General features: G+C 70.9%; 23 protein-coding genes and 1 tRNA gene. 11 read left to right on the top strand and 13 right to left on the bottom strand.

Annotation, left to right across the window (positions count from 1 at the left end; genetic code table 11):
* The first annotated feature begins 153 nt into the window (after window positions 1-153).
* Both ASF75_RS17860 and ASF75_RS06170 read left to right on the top strand, forming a co-directional pair.
* The gene (locus tag ASF75_RS17860) at window positions 154-954 is read left to right on the top strand and encodes a phosphatase PAP2 family protein (protein ID WP_140448242.1); all 801 of its coding nucleotides are present in this window, start codon (window positions 154-156) and stop codon (window positions 952-954) included.
* Window positions 955-1,095: 141 nt separating this feature from the next.
* Window positions 1,096-2,235 (top strand): CE1758 family FMN-dependent luciferase-like monooxygenase, encoded by a 1,140-nt coding sequence (locus ASF75_RS06170; protein ID WP_056069684.1) that lies wholly within the window; start codon window positions 1,096-1,098, stop codon window positions 2,233-2,235.
* A gap of 153 nt (window positions 2,236-2,388) precedes the next feature.
* On the opposite strand, the gene ASF75_RS06165 is transcribed toward ASF75_RS06170, so the two are convergent.
* Window positions 2,389-2,760: a DMT family transporter gene (locus ASF75_RS06165; RefSeq protein ID WP_042538378.1), complete on the bottom strand. Its 372-nt coding sequence runs from the start codon at window positions 2,758-2,760 to the stop codon at window positions 2,389-2,391.
* A gap of 1 nt (window position 2,761) precedes the next feature.
* Window positions 2,762-3,076 (bottom strand): DMT family transporter, encoded by a 315-nt coding sequence (locus ASF75_RS06160; protein WP_056069681.1) that lies wholly within the window; start codon window positions 3,074-3,076, stop codon window positions 2,762-2,764.
* 108 nt (window positions 3,077-3,184) lie between these two features.
* Here ASF75_RS06160 and ASF75_RS06155 point away from each other — a divergent pair, with 108 nt between their 5' ends.
* The 4 genes from ASF75_RS06155 (at window position 3,185) to ASF75_RS06140 (ending at window position 7,198) form a co-directional block, all read left to right on the top strand.
* Window positions 3,185-3,763, top strand: a complete 579-nt coding sequence (locus ASF75_RS06155; protein WP_031259380.1) for a TetR/AcrR family transcriptional regulator — start codon at window positions 3,185-3,187, stop codon at window positions 3,761-3,763.
* Between the two features lie 172 nt (window positions 3,764-3,935).
* Window positions 3,936-4,949 (top strand): permease, encoded by a 1,014-nt coding sequence (locus ASF75_RS06150; protein ID WP_042538379.1) that lies wholly within the window; start codon window positions 3,936-3,938, stop codon window positions 4,947-4,949.
* Window positions 4,936-5,781 (top strand): TIGR03943 family putative permease subunit, encoded by an 846-nt coding sequence (locus tag ASF75_RS06145; RefSeq protein WP_052481720.1) that lies wholly within the window; start codon window positions 4,936-4,938, stop codon window positions 5,779-5,781. Before ASF75_RS06150 ends, ASF75_RS06145 begins: the two co-directional genes overlap by 14 nt.
* A complete protein-coding gene (locus tag ASF75_RS06140) occupies window positions 5,771-7,198 on the top strand; it encodes a hypothetical protein (RefSeq protein ID WP_056069678.1) in 1,428 nt (475 codons plus the stop codon). The genes ASF75_RS06145 and ASF75_RS06140 overlap by 11 nt, the downstream gene beginning before the upstream one ends.
* A 72-nt stretch (window positions 7,199-7,270) precedes the next feature.
* On the opposite strand, the gene ASF75_RS06135 is transcribed toward ASF75_RS06140, so the two are convergent.
* From ASF75_RS06135 to ASF75_RS06100, 8 genes are all read right to left on the bottom strand, one after another.
* On the bottom strand, window positions 7,271-8,317 hold the full coding sequence (locus ASF75_RS06135; protein ID WP_056069675.1) for an NAD(P)-dependent alcohol dehydrogenase: 1,047 nt from the start codon (window positions 8,315-8,317) through the stop codon (window positions 7,271-7,273).
* Between the two features lie 185 nt (window positions 8,318-8,502).
* Window positions 8,503-9,597: a glycerate kinase gene (locus ASF75_RS06130; protein ID WP_056069673.1), complete on the bottom strand. Its 1,095-nt coding sequence runs from the start codon at window positions 9,595-9,597 to the stop codon at window positions 8,503-8,505.
* Window positions 9,598-9,863: 266 nt separating this feature from the next.
* On the bottom strand, window positions 9,864-10,985 hold the full coding sequence (locus tag ASF75_RS06125) for an FAD-dependent oxidoreductase (RefSeq protein WP_056069669.1): 1,122 nt from the start codon (window positions 10,983-10,985) through the stop codon (window positions 9,864-9,866).
* A 46-nt stretch (window positions 10,986-11,031) separates the two neighbouring features.
* A complete protein-coding gene (locus tag ASF75_RS06120; RefSeq protein ID WP_056069667.1) occupies window positions 11,032-12,021 on the bottom strand; it encodes an ornithine cyclodeaminase family protein in 990 nt (329 codons plus the stop codon).
* Entirely contained in the window at window positions 12,018-12,920 is a 903-nt protein-coding gene (locus ASF75_RS06115; RefSeq protein WP_156463802.1) for an ABC transporter substrate-binding protein, read from the bottom strand. The genes ASF75_RS06120 and ASF75_RS06115 overlap by 4 nt, the downstream gene beginning before the upstream one ends.
* Window positions 12,921-13,008: 88 nt before the next feature.
* Complete coding sequence (locus ASF75_RS06110) at window positions 13,009-14,454, bottom strand: MFS transporter (protein WP_228499459.1); 1,446 nt, start codon at window positions 14,452-14,454, stop codon at window positions 13,009-13,011.
* 179 nt (window positions 14,455-14,633) lie between these two features.
* Window positions 14,634-15,248 carry a GntR family transcriptional regulator gene (locus tag ASF75_RS06105; RefSeq protein WP_052481746.1) on the bottom strand — a complete coding sequence of 205 codons (615 nt, stop codon included), beginning with the start codon at window positions 15,246-15,248 and terminating at the stop codon, window positions 14,634-14,636.
* 14 nt (window positions 15,249-15,262) lie between these two features.
* Window positions 15,263-15,336, bottom strand: a tRNA-Gly gene (locus ASF75_RS06100).
* A 195-nt stretch (window positions 15,337-15,531) separates the two neighbouring features.
* On the opposite strand from ASF75_RS06100, the gene ASF75_RS06095 reads away from it, so the two are divergent.
* A complete protein-coding gene (locus tag ASF75_RS06095) occupies window positions 15,532-16,635 on the top strand; it encodes a DUF6177 family protein (RefSeq protein ID WP_017886435.1) in 1,104 nt (367 codons plus the stop codon).
* Entirely contained in the window at window positions 16,625-16,972 is a 348-nt protein-coding gene (locus tag ASF75_RS06090; protein ID WP_056069659.1) for a hypothetical protein, read from the top strand. The genes ASF75_RS06095 and ASF75_RS06090 overlap by 11 nt, the downstream gene beginning before the upstream one ends.
* Window positions 16,973-17,008: 36 nt before the next feature.
* Here ASF75_RS06090 and ASF75_RS06085 read toward each other — a convergent pair whose 3' ends face one another.
* Both ASF75_RS06085 and ASF75_RS06080 read right to left on the bottom strand, forming a co-directional pair.
* Window positions 17,009-19,054, bottom strand: coding sequence for a cytochrome c oxidase assembly protein (locus ASF75_RS06085; protein ID WP_056069656.1), 2,046 nt, complete (start codon window positions 19,052-19,054; stop codon window positions 17,009-17,011).
* Window positions 19,055-19,106: 52 nt separating this feature from the next.
* Complete coding sequence (locus tag ASF75_RS06080; RefSeq protein ID WP_056069655.1) at window positions 19,107-20,198, bottom strand: GNAT family N-acetyltransferase; 1,092 nt, start codon at window positions 20,196-20,198, stop codon at window positions 19,107-19,109.
* 83 nt (window positions 20,199-20,281) lie between these two features.
* On the opposite strand from ASF75_RS06080, the gene dcd reads away from it, so the two are divergent.
* From dcd to ASF75_RS06065, 3 genes are all read left to right on the top strand, one after another.
* A complete protein-coding gene (gene dcd / locus ASF75_RS06075) occupies window positions 20,282-20,869 on the top strand; it encodes a dCTP deaminase (protein ID WP_056069652.1) in 588 nt (195 codons plus the stop codon).
* Between the two features lie 83 nt (window positions 20,870-20,952).
* Window positions 20,953-21,468 (top strand): helix-turn-helix domain-containing protein, encoded by a 516-nt coding sequence (locus ASF75_RS06070; RefSeq protein ID WP_056069649.1) that lies wholly within the window; start codon window positions 20,953-20,955, stop codon window positions 21,466-21,468.
* A complete protein-coding gene (locus ASF75_RS06065; protein ID WP_056069646.1) occupies window positions 21,465-21,812 on the top strand; it encodes a DUF86 domain-containing protein in 348 nt (115 codons plus the stop codon). Before ASF75_RS06070 ends, ASF75_RS06065 begins: the two co-directional genes overlap by 4 nt.
* Window positions 21,813-22,057: 245 nt before the next feature.
* Here the strand turns inward: ASF75_RS06065 and ASF75_RS06060 are convergent, their stop codons facing one another.
* Window positions 22,058-23,161 (bottom strand): sugar-binding protein, encoded by a 1,104-nt coding sequence (locus ASF75_RS06060; RefSeq protein WP_056069643.1) that lies wholly within the window; start codon window positions 23,159-23,161, stop codon window positions 22,058-22,060.
* Between the last annotated feature and the right edge of the window lie 19 nt (window positions 23,162-23,180).

Here is a 23,180-nt window from a genome sequence, read left to right as displayed (position 1 = left end):
GCTGCCAGTCGTGCGAGGAGCCCGACGACGACCACTCCGAGGAGGACCAGCCCGGTGACCTTGACACCCGAGCGCAGCGCATCCGAATCGCGTGGACCGTTGGTCTCGCGGCGGGTGCGGTGGGCTGCGCTTGCGGCTCTGGGGTTCGTGATCGTGCCTCTCGTCTACGGGGTCGCGGTGCTGACCCCGGTCGGTCAGAAAGCGGAGGACGCCGCGCTCGGCGGGGTCCGGGAGTCCGACCTGTTCAGCTCGGACACTGCCCTCAACGTCATCTCGGTGCCGGTGATCCTGTTGCTCGTCGTCGTGATCGTCGCCGTGGCGTTCGCCAGACGGCGGCTCTCGGTGGGGCTCGGCGCGGGGGTCGTGGTGCTCGCGTCGGCGGCCACCTCGACGCTCGTCAAGCGTATCGCCGTGCGCCCGGAGATCGCCCAGTCGACGACGCCGAACTCGTTCCCGTCGGGGCACGCGACGATCGCGCTGGCGGCGCTGTTCGCGGTCCTGATGGTCACGCCTCGTCGGTTCCGCCCCTTGGTGACCATCGTCGGCGCGGGCTACGCGGTGTTCGTGGCGAACCAGACCGTGGTCTACGGCTGGCACCGGGTCAGCGACATCATCGGTGCCTGCGCGATCGCGGTGTTCTGGCTCGGGATCGTCCGCGCGGTGGGCCCCCGGGTCGACCGCGGGCTCCGGGGTGACCGTGACGGTCGACGAGGCCCGCGGCGGGTGGTGAGCGTCGTGCTCCTCGTGGTGACCGGGGCCACGCTGGCGATCGGTGTCGCGGCGCTCGTGGTCGGGCTGGCCGGTGACGGCGCGTACGACCATGCCGCGATTCTGCTCGCGGGGCGGCTGGCGTCCAGTGCGAGCGTCCTGGCGGTGGTCACCGCGGTCTGGTTCCTGGACGGGATGCACCACGCCGCGCGCACCGACCCGGCCACGTTGCGGTCCGCCGGCTGACCCGGGGAGCCGAGCCGGGCCTCCAGGCCGCGCGACAGTAACGACCGACGGGCGCGAGCATGGCGGGAATGCCACGCCGTGCGCTACGTTGTACCGAGCAAGTCGATGCAAACGCATCGATATCGCGAAAGGCGGCGCAACATGCAGTTCGGCATCTTCACGGTCAGTGACGTCACGACCGACCCCACGACCGGCACCACGCCGGACGACACCCAGCGCGTCCGCGACATCCTGACGATCGCCGAGCACGCCGACCAGGCCGGCCTCGACGTCTTCGCGACCGGTGAGCACCACAACCCGCCGTTCGTGGCCTCGTCGCCGACCACGTTGCTCGCCTACCTGGCCGCGAAGACGAAGGACATCACCCTGTCCACGTCGACCACGCTGATCACCACGAACGACCCGGTTCGCATCGCCGAGGAGTACGCGATGCTCCAGGTCGTGTCCGACGGCCGCATGGACCTCATGATGGGGCGCGGCAACACCGGCCCGGTCTACCCGTGGTTCGGGCAGGACATCCGTCAGGGCGTCAACCTGGCGATCGAGAACTACGCGCTCGTCCGCCAGCTGTGGGAGAACGACGTCGTCAACTGGCAGGGCAAGTTCCGCACGCCGCTGCAGGGCTTCACCTCGACCCCGCGTCCGCTCGACGGTGTCCCGCCGTTCGTCTGGCACGGCTCGATCCGCACGCCGGAGATCGCCGAGCAGGCCGCGTACTACGGCGACGGTTTCTTCCACAACAACATCTTCTGGCCGATCCAGCACACCGAGCAGATGGTCGGCCTGTACCGCCAGCGCTTCGAGCACTACGGGCACGGCCGCGCCGACCAGGCGATCGTCGGGCTCGGTGGGCAGTTCTTCGCGCGGAAGAACTCGCAGGACGCGATCGACGAGTTCCGGCCCTACTTCGACAACGCCCCGGTCTACGGCCACGGCCCCTCGATGGAGGACTTCACCGCCCAGACCCCGCTCACCGTCGGTTCGCCGCAGCAGGTCATCGACCGGTACGCCGCGATGAAGGACCACGTCGGGCACTACCAGCGCCAGCTGTTCCTCATCGACCACGCCGGCCTGCCGCTCAAGACGGTGCTCGAGCAGATCGACATCCTGGCCGGCGAGATCGTGCCCGAGCTCCGGAAGCTCAACGACGAGGGGCGGCCCGAGGGCGTGCCCTCGAACCCGCCGAGCCACACGGAGCGTGCGGCCGCGGCGCTCGCCGCCGGAACGGTCGGCAGCGACCACGTCGCCGCCGAGGACGAGTGGACGGGCGCGTCCGTCTGATCGCCTGACCACCTGACGGACGGGAGGCTGGGTGCCAGCTGGCACCGGGCCTCCCGTCCGTCCCGGCGCGCGTCCAGGGCGCTGCGTCGTGAAAGCGACAGCCCTGCGGATGGCGCTGCCGTCACCTTCGCGAGAGCGACAGTTGCCCGCGGATCATCCGCGGAGATCTGTCGCTTCCACGAGGGGAGTGGCGCGCTCCGCGGCGGGGCGTGCCGGAACCAGCTTGAGGCCGACGACGCAGCCGACGATCCCGGCGATGAACAGCAGACGCAGCACGGTGACGGGTTCGGCGCCCGTCGCCATGCCCCAGAGCACCGTGAGGGCGGCGCCGGTCCCGGTCCACACCGCGTAGGCCGTGCTGATCGGGATGTGCTTGAGCACGTAGCCGAACGCGACGAGGCTGATCACGATCGTGACGCCGAACACGATCGTCGGTCGGAGCTCGGTGAACCCGTCGCTCTCGCCGAGGGCGGTCGCCCAGACGGTCTCGAGTGCTGCGCTGACGAACAGGACGATCCACGCCACGTCAGCTCACCACCTTGAGGCCGATGACGCACGCCACGAGACCGAAGACCAGGGAGAGTCGGGCGAAGGACGCGGCTTCCTGGCGGCGGAGGATCGCGACGACCACGGTCAGGGATGCGCCGATGCCGACCCAGACGGCGTACGCGGTGCCGACCGGGATGGTCTTCATCGCGAACGCCAGCCCCACCATGCTCAGGGCCATCCCGGCGACGAACACGATCGTCGGGACGACCTTCTTGAAGCCGTTCGAGGCGCTGAGGGCGGTGGCCCAGACGGCTTCGAGCACGCCGCTGAGCACGAGGATTGCCCATGCCATGACGATGTCCTTTCCTGCGGGGGTCGTTGTGGTTCCCGTTGTCGTACGACTGTGCGACAACGACCTCGACGGTAGCACGAGTTGGTACGACTGTGCGAGTATGGCGTCGTGGCCAGGAGCATGGACGTCGACGAACGGCGCCGCACCGTGTCCGAGGCGGCGTGCCGGGTCCTCGCCCGCGACGGCCTCGGGGCACTGAGCGTCCGGAACGTCGCCGCCGAGGCCGGGCTGCCGCCGAGCACGGTCCGCTACACGTTCCCGACCCAGGCGAGTGTCCGGTCGCACGCGCTCGAGCTGGTGTTCGACGCGACCGCGGCCCGGGTCGACTCCGTGCCGCGGGACCTGCGCGGGACCGCCTACGCGCACGCGGTCCTGCTCGAGCTGCTGCCCCTCGACGAGGAGCGGCGCATCGAGCTCGACGTCTACCTCGGCCTCGGCACCGCCGCCCTGACCGACGCCGAACTCCGGCCGTTCCACGACCGGGTCGTCGACGAGATGCGCCAGTGGTGCGCGCAGATCCTCCGCGCGGTCGGCGTGCCGGACGCTGCCGTGCCGTACGAGACCCGGCGGTTGCACGCCCTGGTGGACGGGCTCGCGATGCACATCGTGCGGGTCGACCCCGGTGGTGACGCCTCGTGGGCGATCGACACGCTGGACCGACACGTGGCAGGGATCGCCCGGGTCTGACCGCTGCCCGGAGCGCGTGCACGGTGCCGGGTCCGCGAACCCGTGCGGCGTTGGTGGCTCCGTGCGGCGCTCCATACCTGCACCGAGCCGGCAACCCTGCACGGGGTGACCAGACTCGCACGGTGCGAGGGGCGCGCAGCCCCGGGCAGGACGCGTCGCCTATCCTGTCCCGGTGACGACGACCACGCGGCCGCCGCAGCGCACCCGGAGCCTCACCGGCCCCGGCCTGGTGCTGCTCGCCGTCGTCGTCCTGCTGGGCATCCGGCTGTTCTCCCCGAGCATCGGGACGACCGGGCTGCCCGACGTCGTGCAGGACTTCCTGACGCTGGCGATCAGCGTCGTCGTCGAGTCCCTGCCCTTCGTGGTGCTCGGCATCGTGCTGTCGATCGTCGTCGAGGTCTGGGTACCGGTCGGTGCGCTCGAGAAGGTCCTGCCGCAGAACGCCTTCGGTCGTCGGGCCGTGATCTCCCTGATCGGGATGCTGTTCCCGGTGTGCGAGTGCGGCAACGTCCCGCTGGCCCGCGGTCTGATGATGCGCGGATTCACGCCGGCCGAGGCGGTCACGTTCCTGGTCGCTGCCCCGATCCTCAACCCGCTCGTCATCATCAGCACCGCGCAGGCGTTCGGTTGGTCGGGGTGGATCCTCCCGGTGCGCATCGTCGGTGGCTTCGTCGTCGCGAACCTCGTCGGCTGGATCGTCGCCGCGCACCGCCGTCCGGCCGACCTGCTGCTCCCCGCCTTCGAGGCCCGGTGCCGTGCGGCCGTGGGAGCGCCCCGGGGCCTGCACCGCTGGCGGCAGAGCGCCGCGCAGTTCGGCGGCGAGACTGCGACGATGATGCCGGCACTGTTCGTCGGTGCCGGGCTGGCCGCCGCGATCCAGGTCGCCGTGCCCCGCTCGACCCTGGTCGCGATCGGCTCGAACCCGGTGCTGTCCGTCGCGGCGATGATGCTGCTGGCGATGACCGTGTCGCTCTGCTCGAACGTCGACGCCTTCTTCGCGCTGTCCTTCGCCTCGACGTTCCTGCCGGGGTCGATCACGGCGTTCCTGATCATCGGGCCGATCATCGACGTCAAGATGATCGCCCTGCTGCGCACGACGTTCCGGGTCCGCTTCCTGGTGCTGCTGTCCGTCGTGTGCGTCCTGTTCGCCGGAGCCGTCGGGTTGGTGATGAATGTCCTCGTCTGATGCACGCAGCAACGCGCCCGCGTACCTGGGCCTCGGGTCGGTGCTGGCCGTTGCGCTCTGCACGCTGTGGCTGGCGCTGGTCGGGCAACTCGACCTGTACATCAACCCGCGCTACTCGGTGTTCACGGTCGTGCTCGCCGCCGTCGGGGTGCCCGCGTCGATCGCCGGCCTGGTGGTCATCGCCCGCGGGCACGGCCACACGCACGGCGATGACGCGGACGAGCACGAGCACGAGCCAGATGGCGATCGGGGGCGGCGCGGACTCGGCCGTCGTCGCGCCGTCCGCGTCGTGCTCGGCAGTGCAGCCGCCATCGTCACCGTCGGTGTCACCGTCGCGATGCTCGTCCTGCCCCCGACGACGCTGTCCGCCCGCACCGCACAGCAGCGGAGCGTCGACTCGGCGACCCTGTCGAACGCCACCGGTTCCGAGGCAGCGGTGTCCCTGCTCGGCAGCGAGGGCGTCGACACCTCGGAGTACGGCGTCAAGGACTGGGCTGCCCTGATCCGGCAGACCACCGACACCACGGCACTCGTCGGCAAGCAGGTCGAACTGACGGGCTTCGTGGTGCCCGGTGACGACGGGTCGTTCACCCTGACCCGCTTCGTGATCAGCTGCTGCGCCGTGGACGCGCAACCCGTCGGCCTCAGCGTCGTGCCCGGCGACGACGACGGTAGTGGTGGCGGCAGTGGCACCGTCCCCGACGAGGGGAAGTGGGTCACCGTCCGCGGCGCCCTCGCAGCGAACCCGGACCAGTCCGCCGACGCCCGCATCGTCGTCAAGGCCGCGAAGGTCACCGAGGTCGCGCAGCCCAAGGACCCGTATGAGTACTGAGACGGGCGCGAGCTCCGAGGGGCGCCGCGAGCGCCGCCCGGTCGCGCACCGGTTCCACCGCCGGTACGTGGCCGTCGTGGTCGTCCTCGCCGTGGTCGCCGCGCTCGCCGCGGTCGTCGGCTCGCAGCAGGGTCCGCGGCTCCGCGACGTGTCCTACGACGCGACCGGGCTCGTCACGAGGCCGGCCCAGCGGATCATCCTGACGGCGAACCAGGCACTGCAGAAGGTCGACGCCGCCGACGTCCGGGTCAGCCCGGCTGCGGCGCACACCGTGACCTCGAGCGGCAACACCATCGCGGTCGAGTTCGCCGGGCCCCTGGCCTACGACCGCGACTACACCGTCACGGTCGCGGGTGTCCGGGCACCGGGACAACGTGCCACGTCCGACCTGACGGCGGCGATCCGCACCGGCAGCACCGACGTGCTCGCCCTGGTCCCCGGGCAGGCCGGCGCGAAGGACCGCATCGTCCGGCGATCCCTCGACGCGGGCGGCGCCACCACGGTCTACGAGGGCACCGCGATCTCCGAGTACGCCCGGCTCGGCCGCTCCCTGGTCGTCGTGAGCGGCACGGACGCCAGCTCGTCCGTGGACATCGTGGCGTTGAGCGGTGGCGTGCAGGACGCCGATGCCCCCGTCGAACACCTCACCCTGCCGACCGCCGAGGGCCGCGTCACGGCGCTCCACGTCGCCGACGACGGTGCCTCGTTCGGGTTCGAGTACGCCGACACCTCGACCGGGCAGTCCCGGAACACCGGTCTGTACGTGGTCGACATGACGGGCACCCACATGCCCACGGCGATCGCGGCGAACGGCAAGCCGAAGACGGGCGCCGTGCCGATGACGGTCGGGCAGTGGGCCTACGTCCCGCGCACCGAGAGCGCGCTGGTCCGGACGGGCAGCGACGACCTGGTGCTCGTCGACATGAGCGGGCGTGCCGACCCGGTCCGGCTCGGCAGCGCCACCTACCTGCACGGCTTCGTCGGCACCGGCACCACCGCCGTCGTCGAGACGGGCACCGGGATCGAGCGGCTTGACCTGACCGACGGGTCGAAGTCGGCGCTGCAGGCGCCCGCCGCGAGCACCGATGCGGCCGTCCTCGGCCGCATCGCCCAGCTGTCCGACGACACGTACCTGCGGGTGCTGGGGGACGTGCGGTCGGACGGCACCATCGCGGCACGGATCGTGCGTGTGGACGGGGGACGGGCCTCCCGGCTGCCGGTGACGATCCCGGACGACGCGAGCGTCACCGCGGTCTGCCCGTCCCCGAACAGCCAGTTCGTCGCGGTCGCGACGAAGTCGGCGACCGGCGAGCTCGTGAGCATCGTCGACGCGGCCTCCGGCGCGCTCGAGGCGAGCATCGACGCGGGCTCCGTCGACTGGTGCGGCGCGCTGCCGTCCGGTGACGAGGTCGGCTGACGGTCCCGAGACGACAGACTGGAGGCCCGGTACCAGCTGGTACCGGGCCTCCAGTCGTTCAGGTGGTGACGACTACGCCAGCGTGGCCGCGTCGATCACGAAGCGGTAGCGGACGTCCGAGGACAGCACGCGCTCGTAGGCCTCGTTGATCTGGTCGGCGCTGATGAGCTCGGTCTCCGGGAGGATCCCGTGCTCGGCGCAGAAGTCGAGCATCTCCTGGGTCTCCTGGATGCCGCCGATGGCGGAACCGGCCCAGCTGAGCCGACGCGGGATGAGCGCGAAGGCCGGCACCTCGAGCGGCTCGGACGGAGCGCCCACGTTGACGAGCGTGCCGTCGACCTTGAGCAGGCCGAGGTAGGCGCCCATCGGGATCTTCGCCGAGACGGTGTTGATGATGAGCTCGAAGGAGTTCGCGAGCTTCTCGAACGTCTCCGGGTCCTTCGTCGCGTAATGGGCCTTCGCGCCGTAGCGGAGCGAGTCGGCTTCCTTCGAGGTGGTCTGCGACAGGACGGTGACCTCGGCGCCGAGCGCGACGGCGATCTTGACGGCCATGTGGCCGAGCCCGCCCATGCCGACGACGGCGACCTTGGTGCCGGGGCCGGCGTTCCAGTGGTGCAGCGGCGAGTAGGTGGTGATGCCGGCGCAGAGCAGCGGCGCGACCTTCTCGATGTCGAGCGACTCGGGGACACGGAGGACGAAGTCCTCGTTCACCACGACGGCCTGCGAGTAGCCGCCCTGGGTGATCGAGCCGTCGGCCGGGTCGACGCTGGCGTAGGTGCCGATGTTGCCCTTGAGGCAGTACTGCTCCTGGCCGGCGACGCAGTTCTCGCACTCGCCGCACGAGTTCACCATGCAGCCGACGCCGACGCGGTCGCCGACCTTGTGCTTGGTGACGTTCTCGCCGACCTCGGTGACGTGGCCGACGATCTCGTGGCCGACGACCTGCGGGTACTGGATGGGGCCCCACTCACCGCGGACGGTGTGGATGTCCGAGTGGCAGATGCCGGCGTAGGCGATGTCGATCGCGACGTCGTCCGGGCCGACGTCCCGACGGGTGATGGTGGTCTTGACGAGCGGCTCGGTCGCTGACGGTGCCGCGTACGCGTTGACGGTGCGCAATGATCTCCTCGTGGGGGTGGTGCGTTGCGGGCCGGTTCCGGCCCGGAACCAGTCTGCGCGCCCCCGCGGCCGTGTGGGAGGTACAACCAGGACACCCCTGGTGCCGTCGGACGGGCGCGTCGCGGCGGCGTGGGGGTGCTCACGCCGTTCTGCTCCCGACCTTCTGCTCGCGGCGTTCTGCTCGCTCAGGCGAGCCAGGCCAGCCGGGCCAGCCGCTGCCCGGCGATCGTCGCGAAGCGCAGGGGGTCGGCGAGGGCGTCGTCGGGTTCGCCGGTGGTCTGCGTCGCGAGCACGGTCAGCGACGCGGCGGCCGCGTAGTCGTCGAGCGGGGCCTCGATCGCGCCGGCGACGAGCATCGAGCGGGCACCGGGAGCGTGCGCCGCGGTCAGGTCGCGGACCACCGAGGGCACCTTGCCGACGGCGCTCTGTCCGTCGAAGCGTCCCTCGCCGCTGATCACGACGTCGGCGGCGTTCACGTCGGTACCGTTCACGATGTCGTTGCCCCCGAGCAGTGCCGGCAGCCCGAGGACCTCGGCGACGGCCGCTGCCCCACCCGCGAGCGTGGCGCCCCACACCAGCAGGCCGAACCCCACCCCACCCGCGGCTCCGGCGCCCGGGGTGCTCGGGTCGACGTCGGGGAAGCGCGCGGCCCAGATGGCGAGCCGGTCGTCGAAGGACGCCACACGGTCGGGCGTGATGCCCTTCTGCGGGCCGAAGACGGCGGCGGCACCGGTCGGGCCGAGCAGCGGAGAGGTGACGTCGGTGAGCACGGTGACCCCGAGCGGCGGGAGCAGCCGGAGACCGCCGGTGCCGGTGCCGCTCTGCTCTTCGTCGAGGCCGAGCGCCTCGAGCACCGGACGCCCGCCGTCGGTGGACGCGCTGCCGCCGATGCCGAGCACGAGCCCCGTCGCACCGGCGTCGAGCGCGGCGGCGATCGCCTCGCCGAACCCACGGCTCGTCGCCGTGTCCGGCATCGGTGCATCGAGCAGGGGCAGGCCGCTCGTCGCCGCGAGCTCCACCACGGCACGGCCGTCGGGCAGTCGCAGCCAGTGGGTGTCGACCGGGGCCCCGGCCGGCCCGGTCACGGTGACGGGGACCCGGACGGATCCGGGGACGGCGGACTCGAAGGCGTCGAGGGTGCCCTCGCCACCGTCGGCCATCGGGACGAGCACCACGTCGTCGTCAGGGCGTTCGGCCAGCCAACCGTCGCGGACCGCCGCAGCGATCGACGCCGCCGTCGCGGTGCCCTTGAACGAGTCCGGAGCCACGATGATGCGCACGGTTCCACCGTAGTGGCCGGTCGCGGGACGCCGGCGTGCGCGCGTGTGTGAGACGCCGGCGTCTGTGCGTGTGTGAGACGCCGGTGTGTGCGCAGAACGCCTCGTTGTCCGCGAGACGCCTCCGTATTCGGCGGCGTCTCGAGGCCATGGCGGCGTCGAACGAACACGACGGCGTCCATCGACCGCGCCGGCGTGCGTCGAACGAACACGCCGGCGTGCGTCGAACGAACACGCCGGCGTCTCGCGAACGACCGCGCCCCGACGCGTCAGGGCGCGGGCACCGGCTCCGGCAGGGCGAAGCGCGGGTGCGGCACTCCGCCCGTCGCGAGGTCCGCGAGCATCTCGCCCAGCAACGGCGCGAACTTGAAGCCGTGCCCGGAAAACCCCGTCGCCACGGTGAGCGGCCCCACGCGGTCGATGACGAAGTCCTCGTCGGGGGAGTTGTCGTACAGGCAGCTGATGAACGTCGGCTTCGTTGCGTCGACCCCCGGCACGTACCGCGCGACGTACGCCTGCAGCCGCTCGGCTTCGGCGGGTACGGGCGTGAAGTCGCGGTCGTCCGGGTCGACCACGGGCCCGGTGCCGTGGAACCCGACCTTGACGCCCTCGCCGGGCGTCAGCAGCCCGTAGACGTCGTCGCCGTCGGCCCAGTGCACGAAGCTCGGCCAGGCCTCGTCCGGCAGGTGGCTGGGGAAGTGGGCGGGCTGCTCCTGGGTGACGCGGATGGCCGGGAGGCCCGTCCCGCGTCCGGTAAGCAGCCCGCCGACGAGCGTGGGGGCCCACGAGCCCACCGCGGCCACCACGGACGCGGTGCGGACCGCGGTGCCGTCGGACAGTGTCACGGTGACGTCGTCACCGTGGTCGTCGAGCCCGGTGACCCGGGTGTCGAAGCGCAGGTCGGCGAGGCCGGTCCGTTCGGCCAGGGTCAGGAAGGCCTCGACCGTCCGGTCGGAGCGGATCCGCCCCGCCGACGCATGGGTCAGCACGTGCCCCTCGAACGCGATGCCGGGCCAACGTGCTGCCGCCTGCTCCGGCGTCAGCGACTCGTGGGGGATGTCCGCGTCGGCCAGGGTGGCGGCGATCGCGTCGACGACCTCGGGCCGCCCGTGGTCGACCGCGCCCGTGCGGACGATGAGCTCCTCGCCGGCGGCCTTCTCGAGCCCTTCCCACAGCGCCAGTGTGCGGGTGGTCAGCGCGACGTACTCCGGGTCGGCGTAGCCCTGCCGGAAGATCCGGGTCGCACCGTGCGAGGAACCGAGGTGGTGGCCGCGGGCGTGCTGCTCGACGAGCAGGACGCGCTCGCCGCGGGCCGTCAGGGCGTACGCGGTCGCAGCACCGACGACCCCGGCGCCGATGACGACGTGCGTCGCCGGTGCGGGGATGGTCATGTCGAGAGCGTAGTTGGGTGCGCCGACCCCGACACGACCGTCCCCGTCAGCGGCCCGAGGTCGGCACCGTGGTCCCGAGGCCTCGTTCGCGAGCGACTTCGAGCACCAGGGCGGCGACCGCCAGGTCCTGCGCACCGAGCCCGACCGAGTCGAACACCGTGACCTGGTCGTCGTCGACCCGGCCGGCAGCACGTCCGACGATGACCTCGCCGAGTTCGGCCGGGTGCAGGTCCTGCGGGACCGCGCCCTCGATGACGGCCTCGAGCAGGTCGCCCGACTTCGACCAGGCTGTGGCCCGGCTGTCGACGAACACCGTCCCACGCGCCATCGCGGGGCCGTCGAGCTCGCGGTGGGTGGGGCGCGGACGGGCGCCGACGGCGTTCACGTGCTGGCCCGCGTGCAGCCAACCGCCCTCCACGACCGGGCGTACCGACGGCGTGAGCGTGCACAGGACGTCGCACTCCTCGGCCACCTGGCGGGGACCACCCACCACGGTGCACCGTCGTGCGAGGTCGTCACCGACGGTCTCGAGGAACCGACCGGTCGTCGCCGCGGAACGCGACCAGAGGAGCACCCGTTCGAAGGACCGGACCTTCGCGAACGCACGCAGGTGCTCGACGGCGAGGTTCCCGGCGCCCACGAACCCCAGCGTCGTGCTGTGCGATCGAGCGAGGTGCTGCGTGGCGACGACCGAGGCTGCCGCCGTCCGCGCGCGGGTGATGTCCTTGCCGTCGAGGACGCCCAGGCACTCGCCGGTCATCGCAGACGACACCAAGATGCTGGACCGCTGGGTCGGCAGACCGCGGGAGGCGTCGTGCGGGATGTCGGCCATGAGCTTCACCGCCACCAGACCCAGCCGGTCGGACCGCACCGCCATCGGCAGGAAGAGCGCATCGTCGGCACCCGTCAGGGCGACCGGGGCCGGCTGCTGCATCCGGCCTGCTCCGAGGTCGGCGTGGACGGCTTCGACGGCTTCGAGCACATCGACGTCCTCGAGCGCAGCAGCGACGTCGGACGCCCCGAGGACGAGCGTCACGAGACGGCGACGGCGCTCGGCGAACCGAGGAGTTCGTCGGACGACGGGATGTGCGTCGTGAGTCCGCCGTCGAACAGGATCCGCATCCACCGGTCGGACGCATCACGGTCCACGACGGCGGAGTCCCACACGCCGCCCGCCGCCATCTCGTCGGCGGCTCGTCGGAGCAGCGACTGGTCCTTGTCCGGCCAGCGGGCTGCGAGCACGGCGGTGATCTCCGCGTCGGCGTCGCCAGCGGTGATCCGCTGCATGGCCGCAGCGATGCCGTCCATGAACCGTGGCACGCGGTCACCGAGTTCCTCGATACGGTCGGTGCGGGTGTAGTAGACGCTGTTCGGCATCACCCCGCCGGCATCGAGGTGCCGGAAGACGATCGACCCGCCGCCAGCCGCCACGAGTTCCTCGGCGGACACGAGGTCGAGGATGATGGCGTCGCCGAGGCCGCCTCGGTAGAGCTCCACGAGCATGCCGGTCGACAGGTCGCGGACGAAGCGGGTCGCTGCGACGTCGAGACCGGCTTCGCGGACGAGCCCCGCCGTGAACTCGTAGGGCGCGCTGCCTCCCGCACCCGGCGCGAGCACGACCTTCCCCGCGAGCCAGTCCAGGGTGATCGGGGCGGTCTCGTTCCGCGCCACGATGGTCATCGGGAAGGCGTGGTTCAGCTGGCCGACGACGGACAGTGCGCGAGCGGTGCCGGCGTACATCGCCGGCACCCAGAGGCCCCCGAGCGCGAGGTGGGCTGCACCCGAGTCGATGTCGTCGAGGACGCCAGTCCACGGGTCGCAAGCGGTGGCGGTCACGGTGAGTCCGCGTTCGGCGAAGAGGCCGCCCAGGTCGGCGACGTACTCGGGCAGGTAGTTGAGGCCGTTCGCGGTCGCCGAGATCTGCAGGGTGTCCATGGTGGTGCTCCGTTCGTGGGGTGCGGCGTGCCGGGCGTTGCGCGGCACGCCGCTGGATCGTGTGGGTGGATCGGGTGGATCGAGTGGTTCAGGTGGACCTGGCGGTGAGGACGTTCTCGTTCACGTCCTCGAGGGAACGACCGCGCGTCTCGGGGGCGAACCGCGACGCGATCACGAGCACCGCGTACATGGCTGCCGCGAGTCCGAAGACACCGGCGAAGGCCCAGGCACCGTAGAGCGCGATCGCGGCGAAGGGCATCACGGCGCCGGCGATGTTGCCGATCCCGTTCACGATCGAGGCGCCGGACGCTCGGATCGCCGTGGGGTAGACCTCGGCGGTCCAGGCTGCGAGTGTGGTGTTCGTCAGCATCGTGAAGAACTGGAACAGTGCGCCGAGGGCGAGGATCGCGCCGGTGTCGTTCCCGAACGCTGCGAACGCCAGTGCGGTCAGACAGCCCAGGACCCCCGCGGTGGCGACCAACGGTCGACGCCCGATGCGGTTCGCGAGCAGGGCGGCGGCGGTGCACCCGAGGAGCGAGCCGACGTTCATGATCATCGTGTACAGCAGGCTCTGCGAGACGGAGTACCCGCGTTCGACGAGCAGCGTGGGCATGAGGAAGTTCAGCGTGACCTGCACCCCGAAGGCCATCCACGACGCGACCCCGATGGCGATCGTCCGGCGCAGGACCAGCCGGTGGAACACCGCTGCGGGTGAGGCGTGCAAGGACACCGGCGGGAGATCTGCGGGGCTGAGCCGGACGGGGCCGACGGCGTCCGCGGGCGGCGTCAAGGTGTTCGAGGCGAGGACCGCGAGCGAGCGGTTCGCGTCGTCGATCCGCCCCTTCGAGAGGAGCCAGCGCGGCGTCTCGGGCAACTTGCGCCGGTACAGGACGACGAACAGCGCGGGGAGCGCCAGGATCACGAAGCTCCAGCGCCAGACGTGGTCGTCGCCACCGAGCGGGACGGCCAACGGGCCGAGGAGGAGCAGGAAGAGGCCGTAGGAGATGAAGTTCCCGATGCCGCCTGCACCGACGTTGATCGTGGCGATGAGTCCGCCCCGGTACCGGGTCGCGACCATCTCGGACAGCATCGCGATGCCGATCATGAACTCACCGCCGACGCCGATGCCGACGATGAAGCGGCTGACCAGCAGCATCTCGAAGTTCGGGGAGACAGCGCTCAGCAGGCCGCCCAGCGTGTAGACGAGCAGGTTCAGGCCGAGCGAGAACCGGCGGCCGTAGCGGTCGGCGAGCCAACCGGCGAGGAGCCTGCCGACCAACCCGCCGACGACGGTCGCGGTGTTGATGGTGGAGAGCTGGACGTCGCCGATCGCGAGGGAGGCCTTGATGTTGGTGGCCATCGCGCCGACGGAGTTCTGCTCGAGGGTGTCGAAGAACTCACCGGCGAGGATGAGCATGAGGACCCAGAACTGGGCTCGTGTGAACCCGATCGAGTCGAGTGCGGAGCCGACGCCTCCGGAAGGCTGGTCGGTGGTGGTGCGTGTTGGTGCGGTGGAGCGCGTTACAGCAGACATTCGTAACTCCAGCGGGGAAGAGTGAGCGGTGCACCGTGCGGTCACTCTTTTGTATACGAAAAGCTGTTTCGGGCTGGTTTCGACTTCGAGACGTTTCGTGACGCATCCGGCTCCAACCGCACCGGATCAGACATGCGGTCGAAGTCGCCGACTGCGCGCGAACTGCGGTCGTATACGTTCTACGCGCTGAGTTCGCGGTAGATCGCTTCGTCGCGACGCAGGTGCTCGTCCATCAGCAGCCCTGCCTGAACCGATGCTCCCCGCAGGATCGCGTTCGCGACGGCGGCGTGGTCCCCGCTGCTCGCGGCGACCTCTTCACGCGTCACGCGCTCGAAGGCCCAGGCGGTCTGGTGGATCAGCTGTTCGATCATCGTCTCGAGTCGGGTGTTCCCGGACGCTCGGGCCACCAGGCCGTGGAATGCGAACCGGGGCGACTGGGCCTCGACCTCCTGGTCGGAGCGGCCCTCGTGGCCGACTGCCCGGAGCAGGGCCGCGCAGTCGCCGCCCGTCCGGTCGGCCGCGAGCTCGGCGGCCAGGACCTCGAGCCCGCGCCGGATCTGCATCAATTCGATGACGACCTCGGTTGAGGAATCCGCGACCCGGACGCCCTTGAACTTCTCGGCGACGACGAAGCCCTCGGTCTCCAGCTGTCGGAGGGCTTCGCGGACAGGGACCCGGGAGACGCCGAAACGCTCCGCGAGCACGTCTTCCTTGAGTCTCGAGCCACGTGCGAGCGAGCCGCTGATGATCTCGGCCCTGATGGCCTTGAGGACCGATGCCGGCTTGGACTCCACGGCTTGATCGTAGTTGGAGCGAGTGACGGGAATCGAACCCGCGCTACCAGCTTGGGAAGCTGGAGTTCTACCATTGAACTACACTCGCGCGCCCCGCAGAACGGGACTCGGCAAGCCTAGCGGATTCTCGCCTGGAAGCCAGCCGACCGCGCACCGTACGCCGTCTGCCGGGCGCGTGTCGTGCCTCCCGAGTCTCCGCTGTGAGGGTGCCGACTCGACGGACAGGTGTCGGACCCGTGTGTACCGTCCAGGGAGTTCCAGCCCCGAACCGAGGAGGACCCGGATGGTCAGGCATCCCCTCATCGACGACGTGGTCGGCCCGGCGATCGTGGTCGAGTCGGCCTCGCCCGTCGTGTGGCTGACCGACGCGCTCGCCTCGTTGCTCCGCCGGTCGGCGGACGCCGGGCGGACGGTCGTGCTCCGCACCGGACGGTCTGCGGCGATCACCCCGGCGCTCCGGCACGCACTCGGCGCGTACGGTGCCGCGTGGGCCGTGTCCGACTTCGACGGGACGCTGCGTGACGGCCGGACCGGTGTCGCTGCCTCGGACATCGAGGACTTCGTGCACCGCGGCCCCGAACTCGTGGGCACACCGTCGCCCGAGCACCCGGTCTCGGCCGACTCGGTCCGTCAGATCAGCATCGACCTGACCCTCCGGCACCATCCTGGCCGCGCGGTCGACATGGGCTCGGCGATCGAGGCCCTGTGCCACACCGTCGGCACCTGCCCGACCCGGTGGGGCACCGCAGAACCGCTCACCGTGCCGTGGGACCGCTGGGTCGTGACGCAGTACGCGAAGCACGAGGCACCCGGCATCTCGACCTCGTACGCCGTCGGCGAGGGCTTCTCGGCGACGATGACCGCGCACCTGGTCGGCGGGGTCGTCGTGGAGACGATGTCCGCCGTGCTCACCGTGCCCGAGGAGAACACCGACCCGGGCCTGGCGAACCGCATGTTCGACGCCGTGCAGCGGGTCGCCGACCAGGTCGTCCCCGTCTTCGGCGTCGTCATGCAGCGCCGCGGTGACGCCGACCACCTGGTCCGTGCCGTCTCGCACGGAGAACCGTCGCCGCTCGCCGTCGTCGTCGGGCCCGAGGCCGCCGGCTTCCTGGACCGTGACGGTGTCTGGCCGCCGCCGCGCACCACGACCGCGACGTTCGCCGCCGGAACCGGCTCGTCCGGTCGCCCGGACGCCGACACCGACGGCGGCATGATCGTCCGCTTCGAGGACGGCTGGGAAGCGCTCGAGTCGTTCCTCGACCGCATCGACGAGGACCGCTTCCTGCAGCTGGTCGGCGGTGCGCCGCTCGACCCCGCCCACGACGAGGGCACACTCGACGGCCACGTCCGCGACGACCGGATGGTGGGCGGCCAGGGTGCCGCGTGACGTCACGATCCTGTGCCGGCAGCCGGTCGAGCCGCGCGAGGTCGCCGAGGCGCTCCTGCTGCACGACGAGACCTGGGGCGTCCGCGCACTCGACGACGGCCCGATGGTCCAGGTCTGCCGTGACGCCACCCACCCGGTGATCACCGTGCTGGGCGTGCGGCGCGTGGACTCCTTCGACGAGGTGGAGCGGATCCTGCCGGACGCGCCGACCCTGGCGACGCCGCTGTGGTGGGTCGACACGGTCACCCCAGCCGGCCCCGACGGGGAATCGGGGATCTCGGCCGCGCTCGAGGCCGCCATGAACCTCGACGCGGTCTGCATCGTCCACGGGGACTGAGCGCCCGCGGCACCCCCGGGTGATCGGTGCGGCGGCTCAGTCCCGCTTGCTCATCGCCGCCAGGCGCTCGTTGTAGGCCTTGAGGTCGGCGTCGCCGTCGCGCTCGGCCTTGCGGTCGAGGCGCTTCGCGTCGCGCTTGTCCGAGCGCATCCAGTTGCGGACCACGAGCAGGGCCACGAACACCATCGGGAGCTCCGACGCACCCCAGGCGATGCCGCCGCCGGTGTGCTGGTCGTCGAGCAGTCCGGCGTCGTTCGTCTGTCCGAGCGCGTGGAACCAGTCGATCGCGAACACCGACTGCGACGTCATGACCGCGACACCGAAGAACGCGTGGAACGCCAGGGTGGCCAGGAGCGTGATGATGAGCATCGGGTACGGCGGACGCTTCGGGCCCGGGTCGACACCGACGAACACCCAGAAGAACAGGTACCCGCTCAGGACGAAGTGGACGATCATCGCGACGTGCCACTCGTGCGACTGCATCGCGGCCTGGTACGCCGGGGTGAAGTAGAACACCACGAGGGACCCGGCGAAGATGATCCCGGCGACGGCGGGCTTGCCGAGGAACTGCATCCAGCGGGAGTGCACGAAGAGCATGAGCCACTCGCGGGCGCCGCGGGAGCCGTCGTTGCGGACCGGCAGCGTGCGGAGCGCGAGCAGCACCGGGCCGCCGAGCACGAGCGGCAGCGGCACGAACATCATCAGCAGCATGTGCTGGAGCATGTGCGACGAGAAGTGGATCATGCCGTAGACCGCGGGGCCGGCCGACGTGGTCCAGATGAACAGGGCGCAGCCGATCAGCCAGGCGATGGTGCGGCCGACGGGCCAGGAGTCACCGCGCTTCCGGAGCTTGCGGACCGCCAGCAGGTACCAGACGGCTCCGACGACGGCCAGGCCGAGCCAGACCCAGTCGATGTGCCACTGCGTCAGGTAGGTCTGCGCGGTCTGCGTCGGCGGGAACGGGAAGCCGATCAGACCAGAGCGGGTGTCCTCGCCCGTCGCCGGGGTCTGCGGGATCGGCGGCTGCGACCGGGACACGGCGACCGAGACGCCGATGGCCACGGCCATGAACACGATCTCGGCCAGGGCGAACCGGGTGAACAGGCGACGGTCGAGCGGCGCACGGAGGAGTCCGGGCACGAGCTTCCGGCGCTGCACGACACCGGCGACGCCGAGCAGGACGAGGATGACCGCCTTGACCGTGATGAGCCAGCCGTAGGTCGTCGTGAGCAGGTCGAGCGGACCGGTCAGCCGGAGCGACGCGTTCACGATGCCGGAGAACGCCACGGCGCCGAAGGACCAGCCGGCGAGCGTCGAGTACCGGGCGATGACCCGGCCCGTCGCACCCTTGGTGCGCGTGCGGAGCAGGACCACGGCGACCAGGCCACCGGCCCACACGCACACCCCGACCAGGTGGATCGCGAGCGAGTTCACCGCGTTCGCGTGCTCGAGCGACCCGGCGGCGTGGCCGGACAGCGCCAGGGGGAGCAGGGCGAACAAGCCGATGACGGTGGCGAACGCCAGGGTCGTCACCCGGGTGGCGAAGGCGGCCACCACCGTGGCGATGAGGATCGCGGCCGCGGACACGACGAGGGCCTGACCGATCTCGACCTGGAACGCGAAGAGCATGAAGTTGCGCGCGAACACCGGGCTGGTGAGCGGGACGCCCAGCGTGTTCGCGCCGGTGAGGACGATGCTCACCGCCGCGGCGAGGAACCAGACGGCGCCGGTCGCTGCGGCCCACCGGGTGGCCCGGTGCTGCACGCTGGACAGCGCGCCGTGGTCCTTCTTCTGCGCGGGAAGAGCGAAGGCGGCGACGATGAGGAGCCCGATCGTGAGCGCCGCCATCGTGTCGTGCACGACGCGGGCGATCGGCAGGCCGTACTCGACGAGCTCGCCGGCGGACACCAGCTGCTGACTCGTGCTGAAGGCGCCGGTGATCGTCAGCCCGAGGAGCGAGCACGCGACGGCCAGGGGGATCGCGATGACCAGGACCGTCGCGACGGTGGACGAGCGCCCGGTGGTGGGGGCGGCGTCCGGTGCTGACCCGGTGGGCTGGGTTTCGGGTGACGTGACGGTCATGACCGTCCAATGGTAGGCGTGTCGGCTGGCAACCGGCCCCTCGGATGCGCGCTCAGACCCGCCGTTCCCAGACGCCCTCGCAACCGACGCCGACGAACCCCACGGCCTCGTTCACGTCGAGCATGTGGCGGTTCTCCTCCGCGTTGAACGTGATGATCGAGGGGTGCCCAGGATGTTCCTGTTGGACCATCTCGATCCCGACCGCCTTCAGGAGCCAGCCGAGCCGGTGCCCGCGGTGTTCCCGGACCACCAGGGTGTCGCCCTGCATCACCGGCTGGGTGCGGGGACCGGGTACGGCGAGCTGGGTGAACCCGACGAGTGACCCGGTCGACGTGTCCTCGACCACGACGGTGCGCATCGTCCGGGGTCCCTCCTCGAGGTGCTGCTCGTGCGTCCGGAGCCGCTCGAGGGTCCAGGCGTCCTCGGGCTCCGTCATGTCGCCCGACGGGGCGTCGGTGCTCATCCGGGTCAGCAGGAGTGCGAGGTCCGACTGCCACCGATCGGGTGTCGGTCCTGTCCAGGTGTGCACGCGGTAGTGGTCACCCGACGCGGCGTCCGCAGCCGCACGGACGTCGGCCACCGCGGCCTCGGCGGCCGGGAGCGCGAGACGGCTGATCCGGTCGACCTGTCCGAGCCGCCAGCCTCGACGGGTCAGGAACCGGACCGCTGCCTCGTCCTCCGGCACGGCCCCGAACCCGGTGGGCGACTGTCGGTACCCGGGGCCGGACGCCGGGCCGACCTGCCGTGAGACTGCGTAGGCCTTCCACTGCGTGCGTCCCTGACCCCGGGCGACGTCCTCCAGGTGCTCGGCCAGGAGCGTGCCCACGCCGCGACCTCGGTGCTCGGGTGCGACGCTGACCGCGATCCAGCAGTTCGGGGCGTCCGCAGTCGCCTTCGAGTCGTACGAACCGGCTCCGACCGCGGTCCCCTCGTGGTCGCGGACCAGGAACAGTCGGCTGGGGGCATCCGGGTCGATCAGGTAGGGCAGCTGTTCCTCGGGGGTCCAGAGCAGCTCGGGCAGGTGCGTGGTCGCGACCTCGGCCCGGTTCTGCACGTCGACCCACTCGCGGAACACCGAGACGACCGCCGGGTCGTCGTCCATCGAGGCGGGGACCGTGATCTCGTCGACGGTGTACGTGGTCATCACTGCTCCGAACGCCGCCCGCCCGGGTGGTGGGCAGCCTGGCAGCATACCGGCGGGACGTGCGCTGCCGCTAGGATTCGTCCGTGCTGCTCTCCGACCGCGACATCACCGCCCAGCTCGCCGAAGGCCGGATCGGCCTCGACCCGTACGACGCCTCGCTCGTGCAGCCGTCGAGCATCGACGTCCGGCTCGACAAGTTCTTCCGGTTGTTCGACAACCACAAGTACCCGCACATCGACCCCGCCGTGGACCAGCCCGACCTGACCCGCCTGGTCGAGACCGACCCGGACGAGGCGTTCGTGCTGCACCCCGGCGAGTTCGTCCTCGGTTCCACGTTCGAGGTCGTCACGCTGCCCGACGACATCGCCGCGCGGCTCGAGGGCAAGAGCTCGCTCGGCCGGCTCGGACTCCTGACCCACTCGACCGCGGGCTTCATCGACCCCGGGTTCTCGGGGCACGTGACGCTCGAGCTGTCGAACGTGGCGACGCTGCCGATCAAGCTGTGGCCGGGGATGAAGATCGGCCAGCTCTGCTTCTTCCAGCTGTCGAGCCCGGCCGAGAAGCCCTACGGCTCGGCCGAGTACCAGTCCCGCTACCAGGGCCAGCGCGGCCCGACCGCGTCCCGCTCGTCGCAGAACTTCCACCGCGCGGACGTCTCCGACCCGCGCTGACCCGCGCTGGTCCGTACCGTCCCTCGCGCCCCCCGTCGATCACACCGGCGGACGAAATGTCGCATGCTGTGTATCGTTGCAGCATGTCCGCTGAACCTCCTCGGCCTGCGACGCCGCTGTCCGCCGCCGTGCTCATCCGCGACGCCCGCGAGCGGGCCGAACTGACCCAGGTCCAGCTCGCCCGACGTGCCGGCGTCACACAGAGCGTCATCAGCACGTACGAGAACGGTCGGCGCGAACCGTCCCTCGCGGCGCTGCAGCGGATGCTCCGCGCCGCGGGCTTCACGACGAGCATCGACCTGCAGCCCGTCGAGGAACCACCGCCCCTGCGTGACCGTGTCACCGTCGCTCGGCAGGACCTCATCGCGATCGTCGAACAGTTCGGCGGTCACCGTCCGCGGCTCTTCGGCAGCGTCGCCAGGGGCGAGGACGGCCCGGGCAGCGACGTCGACCTGATGATCGACCTCGACCCGGGGCTCGGCATCTTCGCGCTCATGCGGATCCAGGACGCCGCCGAGCGGCTCCTCGGTGTCCGCGTCGACGTCGTCGACGCGGCGGGCATGAGCGGCGAGGTCGTCCGGGCCGCGGTGCCCCTGTGAGCCATGGGCCGACCACCCGTCGCGACGTCCGCGACCGACTCGATGACGTCATCGGCGCCTGTGCCGCGATCCGGCGCTACGTCGACGACCGCCGCTTGCCCGAGGACCTGGTGCACGATGCCGTGCGGATGCGACTGGTCGAGATCGGTGAGGCGGTGCGGACGCTCCCCGCCTGGGTCACCGCGAGCGAGCCCGGCATCCCCTGGTCGCGGGTGTCCGACCTGGGGGAACGGCTCACACGCCGGTACTTCGACACCACCCGTGCACTGGTGGTCGGCACCGCGCGGACGGATGTCCCGCACCTCGCCGACGCCGCGAGGCGGCTGCGCGCCGCCCAGCCCTGACAGCAGGTGCAGCGCGAGACGCCGGCGTCTTGCGCCGACGCCGTCATGTGCCGTGAGACGCCGCCGGATTCCGCGGCGTCTTGCCGGGACGCCGGCGTCTCGCGTCCACGGACCACCCACCGGACTGGAGGCACGGATCGCCACCGGCGCCGCGCCTCCCGGCCGCCGTGTGGTCGGCCCCCGGACGGAGCAGGACGGCCCCGTCTCGCCGAGGCGAGACGGGGCCGTCCGTGGTGCTGGGGAGATCAGCCCTTCTTGGCGAGCTCCTCGAGGGTGTCGTTGCCCTTGTAGGCCTCGACGGCGTTGTCCTTGGTGACGAGGACCGGTGCGAGCTCGATCGCGGGGACCGTCTTCACACCGTTGTAGTTGTTCGTCTTGTCCATCTTGGTGTCGGGCTTGTCGCCCTTCGACAGGGTGGAGACGAGGTCGACGGCAGCCTGGGCTTCCTTCGTGGTGTCCTTGAAGATCGTCGAGTACTGCGTGCCCTGCATGATGAGCGGGATCGACGCGGTCTCGGAGTCCTGACCGGTCACGACGGGGTTGTCCTTGCCGGCGGCCTTGGTCGCGGTGAGGATCGCACGGGCGAGGGTGTCGTTCGGCGACAGGACGCCGTCGAGCTCGGTGTCACCCGTGTAGTACTGCGCGAGCAGGTCGGTCATGCGCGACTGGGCCTTCTGCGCGAGCCAGCCCTGCGTGACGACCTTCTGGAACGTGGTCTGACCGGAGACGACCTTGATCGTGCCGTCGTCGATCTTCGGCTGGAGGACGTCCATCGCACCGTTGAAGAACACGGTGGCGTTGGCGTCGTCCGGCGAACCGGCGAAGAGCTCGACGTTGTACGGCTTGTCGCCCTTCTTCTCCTCGAGGCCCTTGAGCAGCGCCTCGGCCTGGAGCTGGCCGACCTTGAAGTTGTTGAACGCCACGTAGTAGTCGACGTTCTTCGTGTTCAGGATGTTGCGGTCCCAGGCGATGACGACGGCGCCCGAAGCCTTGGCCGACTTGACCTGTGCCGTCAGCTGCGAACCGTCGGCGGCACCGATGATGACGGCCTTGGCGCCCTTGGTGATCATGGTCGCGATCTGGCCCTGCTGGTCCGGAACCGGTCCATCTGCCTTCGCGTACTGGATGTCGGCCTTGAAGCCGGCGTCCTCGATCGACTTCTTGAACGCTGCGCCCGCGAGGACCCAGTTCTGCGAGGTCTTGGCCGGCAGGGCGACACCGATGAGGTCGCCCTTCTTGATGGTGCTGCTGCTGCCGGCGTCGTCGGACGAGCCGCGTGCCGAGCAACCGCTGAGGGCGAGGCCCGCGATGAGCGCCAGGCTGAGGCCGGCGACGATCTTCTTGCGCATGTGAGTGCTTTCTCTTCGT

This window comes from Curtobacterium sp. Leaf154, from assembly GCF_001424595.1.
Taxonomy (GTDB): domain Bacteria; phylum Actinomycetota; class Actinomycetes; order Actinomycetales; family Microbacteriaceae; genus Curtobacterium; species Curtobacterium poinsettiae.
This window is presented reverse-complemented; position numbering and strand designations above follow the sequence as displayed.